This is a genomic window from Exiguobacterium sp. s75 (assembly GCF_018617145.1).
Taxonomy (GTDB): domain Bacteria; phylum Bacillota; class Bacilli; order Exiguobacteriales; family Exiguobacteriaceae; genus Exiguobacterium; species Exiguobacterium profundum.
Genome location: NZ_JACSJQ010000014.1, coordinates 1 through 899, shown reverse-complemented (window position 1 = coordinate 899; position 899 = coordinate 1). Strand labels below are relative to the sequence as shown.

Here is an 899-nt window from a genome sequence, read left to right as displayed (position 1 = left end):
CCGTTCCCATGCCGAACACGGAAGTTAAGCGTCTCAGCGCCGAAAGTAGTTGGGGGATCTCCCCCTGTGAGGATAGGACGTTGCCAGGCTTTATTTTTTTAAAAAAGTTATTGACTTTACATAGAATGACCTTTAAAATAGGTAAAGTCGATATGACTTAAAACGGTCTCGTGGTGTAGGGGTTAACATGTCTGCCTGTCACGCAGAAGATCGCGGGTTCGAATCCCGTCGAGACCGCCATTTTTAATTTAATACGTATGGCTTTGTAGCTCAGTTGGTAGAGCAAAGGACTGAAAATCCTTGTGTCGGCGGTTCGATTCCGTCCAAAGCCACCATATAACACGCCGGTGTAGCTCAGTTGGTAGAGCATCTGACTTGTAATCAGAGGGTCGAGGGTTCGAATCCTTTCGCCGGCACCATTTTTTCATGGCGGTTGTGGCGAAGTGGTTAACGCACCGGATTGTGATTCCGGCATTCGAGGGTTCAATTCCCTTCAGCCGCCCCATTAAAATTTAATGAGCCATTAGCTCAGTTGGTAGAGCATCTGACTTTTAATCAGAGGGTCGCAGGTTCGAGCCCTGCATGGCTCACCATTTCTCATTATTTTTTATTCAATACGTAATTTCACATGCGGGTGTGGCGGAATTGGTAGACGCGCTAGACTTAGGATCTAGTGTCTTTGACGTGGGGGTTCGAGTCCCTTCACCCGCATCTCTAAATACTTATGCGGAAGTAGTTCAGTGGTAGAATACGACCTTGCCAAGGTCGGGGTCGCGGGTTCGAATCCCGTCTTCCGCTCCATCTTAATACGCGGTCGTGGCGGAATCGGTAGACGCGCTAGGTTGAGGGCCTAGTGGTGGTTAACACCGTGGAGGTTCAAGTCCTCTCGACCGCACCAT

The 899-nt window shown here is 49.2% G+C and carries 8 tRNA genes and 1 rRNA gene; all 9 read left to right on the top strand.

Annotation, left to right across the window (positions count from 1 at the left end):
• Positions 1-89 (top strand): 5S ribosomal RNA (gene rrf, locus KNO68_RS14835); the annotation flags it as partial.
• 75 nt (positions 90-164) lie between these two features.
• A tRNA-Asp gene (locus KNO68_RS14830) sits at positions 165-240 on the top strand.
• A gap of 19 nt (positions 241-259) precedes the next feature.
• Positions 260-335, top strand: a tRNA-Phe gene (locus KNO68_RS14825).
• Positions 336-343: 8 nt separating this feature from the next.
• Positions 344-419: transfer RNA gene (locus KNO68_RS14820), tRNA-Thr, on the top strand.
• 10 nt (positions 420-429) lie between these two features.
• Positions 430-505: transfer RNA gene (locus KNO68_RS14815), tRNA-His, on the top strand.
• A 12-nt stretch (positions 506-517) separates the two neighbouring features.
• Positions 518-593 (top strand) — tRNA-Lys (locus KNO68_RS14810).
• Positions 594-630: 37 nt separating this feature from the next.
• Positions 631-711: transfer RNA gene (locus tag KNO68_RS14805), tRNA-Leu, on the top strand.
• Between the two features lie 15 nt (positions 712-726).
• A tRNA-Gly gene (locus tag KNO68_RS14800) sits at positions 727-801 on the top strand.
• Between the two features lie 9 nt (positions 802-810).
• A tRNA-Leu gene (locus tag KNO68_RS14795) sits at positions 811-898 on the top strand.
• Position 899 lies beyond the last annotated feature (1 nt).